We start from the raw sequence: 7,476 nt of genomic DNA on the forward strand, positions 1-7,476 counted from the left end.
CATAACAGCAGTGAACGCGAAGGAGCCAGTCATGACAGCACCTGTACAACACCCAATGTATATTGATGGTCAATTTGTTCAATGGCAGGGCGATAAGTGGATTGATGTGATCAATCCTGCTACTGAAGCACTGATTTCACGCATTCCTGATGGGGGAGCCCAGCAAGCTCGCGATGCCATTGACGCGGCAGCAAAAGCGCAAGCGGGTTGGGAAGCATTGCCCGCCATTGAACGTGCCGGATGGCTGCGTAAAATTTCTGCCGGTATTCGCGAACGAGCGAAATCAATCAGCGCGCTGATTGTGGCGGAAGGTGGCAAAACCCAACAACTGGCGGAAGTGGAAGTGGCCTTCACCGCGGATTATCTCGACTACATGTCCGAGTGGGCGCGCCGTTACGAAGGCGAAATTCTGCAAAGTGACCGCCCGGGTGAAAATATTCTGGTGTTTAAACGAGCGTTCGGCGTGACGACCGGTATTTTGCCGTGGAACTTCCCGTTCTTCCTGATTGCCCGCAAACTTGCCCCCGCGCTGATTACTGGCAACACCATCGTTATCAAACCGAGCGAATTCACGCCAAACAACGCTATCGCTTTTGCGGAAATTGTCCACGATATCGGGCTGCCAAAAGGGGTGTTTAACCTGGTTCTGGGGCGCGGTGAAACGGTAGGGCAAGAATTAGCGGGCAACCCGAAAGTGGCGATGGTCAGCATGACGGGCAGCGTTGGCGCGGGTGAGAAAATCATGGCGGCAGCGGCCAAAAACATCACCAAGGTGTGCCTGGAATTAGGCGGCAAAGCACCTGCTATTGTGATGGACGATGCCGATCTTGATATCGCGGTGAAAGCGATTGTTGATTCGCGCATGATCAACACCGGGCAGGTATGCAACTGTGTGGAGCGTGTGTATGTGCAAAAGGGTATTTACGACGAATTTATTACTCGCCTGAGCGAGGCCTTTAAACAGGTGAGTTTTGGTGACACTGGCGAGCGTAACGATGTTTCGATGGGGCCATTGATTAACGCCGCAGCACTTGAACGTGTCGAGCAGAAAGTGGCGCGTGCGGTCAGCGAAGGCGCGCGTGTGGTGCTGGGCGGTAAAGCACCAGAAGGGAAAGGGTATTTCTACCCGCCAACACTACTGGTGGATGTGCGCCAGGAAATGGCAATTATGCACGATGAAACCTTCGGCCCGGTGCTGCCAGTGACCACATTTGAAACGCTGGAACAAGCACTTGAGATGGCTAATGACAGCGATTACGGACTGACATCCTCGGTGTATACGCGTGATTTAAATGTCGCGATGAAAGCGATTAAAGGGCTGAAATTCGGCGAAACCTACGTCAACCGTGAAAACTTTGAAGCAATGCAAGGTTTCCACGCGGGCTGGCGTAAATCGGGTATTGGTGGTGCCGATGGCCGCCACGGACTGAATGAGTATCTGCAAACGCAAATGGTCTATTTGCAGGTGTAATGATTTACTTTCTCATTTATAAATGATAATAATTATCAATAGTATTTTTCACCCTTAGCTAACGTTATGTTAGCTAAGGGTTTATCCACGCTATTGATAAGGACATTTATGCCCGCTTTACCACAAACCCGTCTACGCGTATTGCCTGCGCTCATGCTTTCCAGCCTGCTGTTTTCCAGTTCATTATTTGCTGATACCTCGTTTACCGTTGAAAGAAAACCGGTCGGTAAAGGCGCGTATGAAATGGCCTATAGTGCGGATCAATCGGCCTTGTACGTTGCCACTTCGCAAAGCCGCAAACTGGATAAAGGCGGGGTGGTTTATCGTCTTGACCCGGCAACCCTCGAAGTGACGCAGGCGATTCATAACAACCTGAAGCCGTTTGGTGTGGCGCTTAACAAAACCACCGGCACCTTATTTCTGGGTAACACCACCAGCAGCGCGGTGACCGCCATCAACAGCAAAACAGGGGATGTGATTAAGTCATTGGTGGTTGATGAAACCAAACGTAGCGAAACGGTGCGCCCGCTGGCTCCACGCCAGTTAGTGGTCAACGAGGCTACCAACACGCTATACATGGGCGGGTTGGGGGAGTCCAGCGTGTTGTGGGTCATTAACGGCGATACGTTAACGCTGCGCGATACCATTAAAGATCTCGGCAAAATGGCGACGGGGCTGGCGATTGATACGAAAGCATCGCGCATTTACATGACCAACGCCGACAACGAATTTATCGTTATCGACAGCAAAACGGACAAAGTGGTCTCGCGGACTAAGCTGGAAACCGAAGGCGAGCATTTTTATCTGAATATTGCGCTGGATACCGCAAACAACCGTGCGTTTATCAGCGATTCAAAATCCCCGCAATTGTTGGTTGTGGATACCAAAACCAGCAAAGTGCTGAACAAAGTGGATGTGCCGCTGGGTCTGGATGTGTTGTTCAACCCGACGCGCAACGAAGTCTACGTGACGCATCGCAAAGCCGGTAAAGTCAGCGTGATTGATGCGAAAAGCTACAAAGTGCTGGAGACTATCGACACGCCTGCATTGCCAAATAGCCTGGCGTTGTCACCAGATGGGCAGCAGTTGTTTGTTAGCGTGAAGCAGCCGGGCAGCCGCGAAAAAGAGCCGACCAGCCCGGATGATATTTTACGTATTAGTTTTAACTAGGCTGTGATGAAAATGGTGGATGACGCTAATCGCTTATCCACCCTACAAAACCAAAATCGTAGGTCGGATTAGCGCAGTGACATCCGACATTTTCACGGACTCACTCGCTGTCCGCTTTCTCCGCTTTGCCTGCCATTTGCGCCAGAAAATCGTAGCGTTTTTGCAAATCTGCAGCGGCATCTTTCCAAAGCTGTTCGGCAACTTCTGGCTGCTGCGCGTTCAGGCGGCGGAAGCGCTGTTCTTTCATTAGCGTATCGGCCAGCGCATCAGATGGCGGACGCGAATCCAGCGCCAGCGGCAATTTACCTTCGTCGGCACGACGCGGATCATAGCGATAAAGTGGCCAGAAACCCGTTGCGGTGAGCTGGCGCATTTGATCATGGCTGAGTGCCAAATCGTAGCCGTGTTCTTCGCAAGGGCTGTAGGCGATTATCAGCGACGGGCCGGGATAAGATTCGGCTTCCTGAATCGCTTTCACGGTTTGGTTAAGTTGTGCGCCGAGTGAAATCTGCGCCACATAAACATGCCCGTACATCATCATGCTAACGCCGAGATCTTTACGCGCTTTACGCTTGCCGTGTTCGCCAAACTTAGTGACTGCACCCAGCGGTGTCGCTTTCGATGCCTGGCCGCCGGTGTTGGAGTAGCACTGGGTATCCAGCACCAGAATATTGACGTTTTCGGTCAGGCTTAACACATGATCCAGGCCGCCAAAACCGATGTCATACGCCCAGCCGTCACCACCAATCAGCCAGATAGATTTTTCAACCATGGCGTCAGCGTCGGTGATTAACTGGCGCGCGTCCGGGTCGTCGATATTCGCCAGATGTTTGCGCAGTTCGATAACTTGCTCGCGGCGCACTTCTGGCGTGGCTTGAGCATGCAGTTGTTCGTTGAGTTCGGCGGGCAGTTGGTCAGCGAACTTACCAACCAGACGCATCACGCGGGCGCGATGTTGATCGACTGTCAGGCGGAAACCGAGCCCAAATTCGGCGTTATCTTCAAACAGCGAGTTCGCCCATGCCGGGCCGCGCCCGTTGGCATCGGTGGTGTACGGTGTTGACGGCAAGTTACCGCCATAAATCGATGAACAACCGGTGGCGTTGGCAATCAACATGCGGTCGCCATACAGTTGGGTGAGCAGTTTGATATACGGCGTTTCACCGCAGCCGGAACACGCGCCGGAGTATTCAAACAGCGGTTGAAGCAGCTGCGAAGTACGGATATCGATGCGCTCGAGGCTGGTGCGATCCATTTCCGGCAGACTGAGGAAGAAGTCGTAATTCTCTTTTTCTTCTTCAACGTGCTCAAGGCGCGACATCATATTGATGGCCTTGATTTCCGGGTTCTGGCGGTCTTTCGCCGGACAAACTTCGACGCACAAGTTACAGCCGGTGCAATCTTCAGGTGCTACCTGCAATACGTATTTCTGCCCACGCATATCGCGGGATTTCACATCCAGCGATTGCAATCCGGCAGGGGCGTTTTCCATCGCTTCAGGTTGCACCACTTTGGCACGAATGGCCGAATGCGGGCAGGCGGCAACGCAGTGGTTACACTGGGTACAAATATCTGGCTTCCAGATGGGGATTTCTTCGGCGATGTTGCGTTTTTCCCACTGCGTGGTGCCCATCGGCCAGGTGCCGTCTGGCGGCAGCGCGGAAACAGGTAGCGCGTCGCCGAGTCCTGCAAGCATCGCGGCGGTGACGGTTTTGACGAAATCAGGTGCCGCATCGGAAACCACTGGTGGGCGCATTGGGCTGCTTTCGTTCACTTCCTGCAATGTTACTTCAGCCAGTGATTCACGCGCCAGGGCTAATGCCTGCCAGTTACGTTCCACCAGTTCCTGGCCTTTGCTGCTGTAGCTTTTGGCAATGGCACCTTGTAGTTCTGCCAGTGCGCTGTCGCCAGGCAGGATATTGGTCAGATGGAAGAATGCCATCTGCATGACGGTGTTGATACGCGCGCCAAGCTGGCATTCACGGGCGATTTTTGCCGCATTGACCACAAAGAAGCGCGCTTTTTTCTGGTTCAGGACAGCCTGCACTTCTTGCGGCAGGCGATGCCACACTTCGTCCGCGCCATACGGTGTGTTGAGCAGGAAAATACCACCCGGTTTCAGGCGCTCGGTCATCTGATATTTGTCGATAAACTGCAACTGGTGGCAGCCAACAAAATCTGCTTTATCAATCAGGTAGGTCGAGTTAATCGGCTGCTCGCTGACGCGCAGGTGAGAAACGGTCAGGCCGCCTGCTTTTTTCGAGTCATAGACGAAATAACCCTGGGTGAAGAACGGCGTCGAGTTACCGATGATTTTGATATTGTTTTTGGTCGCTGACACGCTGCCGTCGCTGCCCAGCCCGTAAAACAGCGCTTCAAGTTTGGCACGGTTCGGCAGGGTGTTTTCCGGCAACGGTAACGACAAATTGGTGACATCGTCGTAAATACCGACCGTAAAGCGTGGGCGCGGTTTGGCTTGGGTCAGTTCGTTAAATACCGCTAGCACGCAATCCGGGCCAAACTCTTTGGACGAAAGGCCGTAACGCCCGCCAATCACGCGAGGCAGCGTTTCACGCTCGCCGCGGTTAAAGGCTTCGGCAAGGGAAGTCATCACGTCAAGATACAGCGGTTCGGCCAGTGCGCCGGGTTCTTTGGTGCGGTCGAGCACTGCAATCTGGCGTGCGCTTTCTGGCAATACTTCCAGCAAATGGTCGGCGGAGAAAGGGCGGAACAGGCGAACTTTCAGCACACCCACTTTTTCGCCGCGCGTCAGCAGTTCATCAACCACTTCCTCGCAGGTGCCAATAGCTGAACCCATCAGGATAATGACGCGTTCGGCTTGCGGGTGGCCGTAATATTCAAACGGGCGATACTGGCGACCCGTGGCGGCGGCAAAGCTGTCCATCGCTTGTTCGACGTGTTGGTAAACCGCGTCGTACCACAAATTACTGGCTTCGCGGGACTGGAAATAAGTGTCCGGGTTGGCGGAGGTCCCACGGATAACCGGATGTTCAGGATTGAGCGCACGGGCGCGGTGTTCATCAATCTCTTTTTGCGGCAGCAGTTCCAGGATGGTGCTGTCAGCCAGCGGGACGATTTTGTTGATTTCATGCGAGGTGCGGAAACCATCGAAGAAATGAATAAAAGGCACCCGGCTTTTCAGTGTGGCGATATGTGAAATCAATGCGAAGTCTTGCGCTTCTTGCACGCTGCTGGCACATAACATCGCGCAACCGGTCTGGCGAATCGCCATCACATCCGAGTGATCGCCAAAGATAGACAGCGCATGGGTCGCAATGGTGCGGGCCGCCACATGCAGTACAAACGGCGTTAATTGTCCGGCCAGTTTGTAGAGTGTCGGGATCATCAGCAGTAAACCCTGCGATGAAGTAAATGAGGTGGAAAGGGCACCGGTTTGCAGCGCGCCGTGAACCGCGGCAATCGCTCCCGCTTCGGACTGCATTTCTACCACGCGAGGGATATCTCCCCAGATGTTTTTCCTGCCATCTCCAGACCAGGCATCAGCAAGTTCCGCCATAGTTGAGCTGGGAGTTATCGGGTAGATGGCAATTACTTCACTGGCGCGAAACGCCACAGAAGCGACTGCACCATTGCCGTCAATTGTGATCATGGGACACCCTTACATTGCGCAACAAAATAAACATGAATAGACCCGCATGCCTGCGCGAGTCGAAGAATAATCATTTAATTCTAGCAAACCCCACAGAAGGTGATTTTCGCTTTTGTGTCCTGTGTTGAGCTTTGATTGAGGTCGTGAAAAGGAAAGATGCCGATGTTTTGCGCAATTAAGTGATCCACTTTGCAAAATCACACACTTTTTATGGCTTTGTGGCCTCGACGGAACACAGCGGCAGCCTTATGCTTCTTAGGTTTTGCAACATTCAGGAGAGAAGAGTCATGCGAGCTGCGTTTTTAGCCGGTTGTGCCGCGCTGTTATTATCAACCTCATTGTTGTCGGCATGCAGTAGTGAACCACCTCAACAAGCCACCGCGGCTCACGTACCGCCGGGTATGCGCGCAGCGATGTCCAGCCAGGGGCAAGCAAGTTGTGCAATGATTGGTGGTTCGCTGAGCGTTGCTCGTCAGCTAGATGGAACGGCAATCGGGATGTGCGCAATGCCGAACGGCAAACGCTGTAGTGAAAACGCGCTTGCCGCCGGAACGTGTGGGGCTTATTAGTCGAATCAGTTGACCAGATCGGCCAGTTTATAAACTAAAGTATGCTGGCTGGTTTTGAGCGTGAGCTGTTGTGGCGCTAAAGCGACTTTTGCGCCGCTGGTCAGCATGTCGTTAATCATGTGATCAAGCTCGTTTAGCTGTGGCTCAGCACACATCATCATGGTCATTCCCAGACCTTTCGCTTTCAGCGTATTGTCTTCAAGTGTGGCCTGGCCCATAAAGCGGTTACACATCGCACCCGAGATATGCATCTTTTCACCGAAACTCAGTTCTGGCATGCGTTGCACGCCGGTCAGCGGTTTGCCGTCTACGGTTTGCAGCACATAACGGTGATGTTGCAGATCTTGCGCGGTGACAGAGGATTTGTCGTTCGATTGGGCGCAACCGGCCAGTACCATTGCAGCCAGAGCAATTGAAGCTAATTTTTTCATTTCTTGTCCTTAAGTTATTCTGTTCATCAATGAGTAATGAGGGGGACTATATCAAAATTATATCTGATTATTATAAGGATATTCTTAAAGCCACCCTCATTCCGGCCTCCTCCCTGAGGGAGATGTCTCTTATACACATCTTTGAGAGACGGTTCCTGCCGATACGGAGACGGTTCCGTTCACCAGGCGAAAGTGTATTTATGT

General features: G+C 52.7%; 5 protein-coding genes. 3 read left to right on the forward strand and 2 right to left on the reverse strand.

Annotated features, from left to right (window positions below; genetic code table 11):
- Positions 1-31 precede the first annotated feature (31 nt).
- Positions 32-1,471, forward strand: a complete 1,440-nt coding sequence (aldA, locus tag MES37_RS22485) for an aldehyde dehydrogenase (RefSeq protein ID WP_237932685.1) — start codon at positions 32-34, stop codon at positions 1,469-1,471.
- Between the two features lie 108 nt (positions 1,472-1,579).
- A complete protein-coding gene (yncE, locus tag MES37_RS22490) occupies positions 1,580-2,641 on the forward strand; it encodes a 7-bladed beta-propeller protein YncE (RefSeq protein WP_237932686.1) in 1,062 nt (353 codons plus the stop codon).
- A 100-nt stretch (positions 2,642-2,741) separates the two neighbouring features.
- Here yncE and nifJ read toward each other — a convergent pair whose 3' ends face one another.
- Complete coding sequence (gene nifJ, locus MES37_RS22495) at positions 2,742-6,272, reverse strand: pyruvate:ferredoxin (flavodoxin) oxidoreductase (RefSeq protein WP_064546959.1); 3,531 nt, start codon at positions 6,270-6,272, stop codon at positions 2,742-2,744.
- A gap of 287 nt (positions 6,273-6,559) precedes the next feature.
- Here nifJ and MES37_RS22500 point away from each other — a divergent pair, with 287 nt between their 5' ends.
- Positions 6,560-6,841, forward strand: a complete 282-nt coding sequence (locus MES37_RS22500; protein ID WP_064546958.1) for a putative hemolysin — start codon at positions 6,560-6,562, stop codon at positions 6,839-6,841.
- Positions 6,842-6,846: 5 nt separating this feature from the next.
- On the opposite strand, the gene hslJ is transcribed toward MES37_RS22500, so the two are convergent.
- Positions 6,847-7,272 carry a heat shock protein HslJ gene (hslJ, locus tag MES37_RS22505; protein WP_133521414.1) on the reverse strand — a complete coding sequence of 142 codons (426 nt, stop codon included), beginning with the start codon at positions 7,270-7,272 and terminating at the stop codon, positions 6,847-6,849.
- Positions 7,273-7,476 lie beyond the last annotated feature (204 nt).

The sequence above is a fragment of the Buttiauxella sp. S19-1 genome (genome assembly GCF_022134725.1).
GTDB lineage: Bacteria > Pseudomonadota > Gammaproteobacteria > Enterobacterales > Enterobacteriaceae > Buttiauxella > Buttiauxella ferragutiae.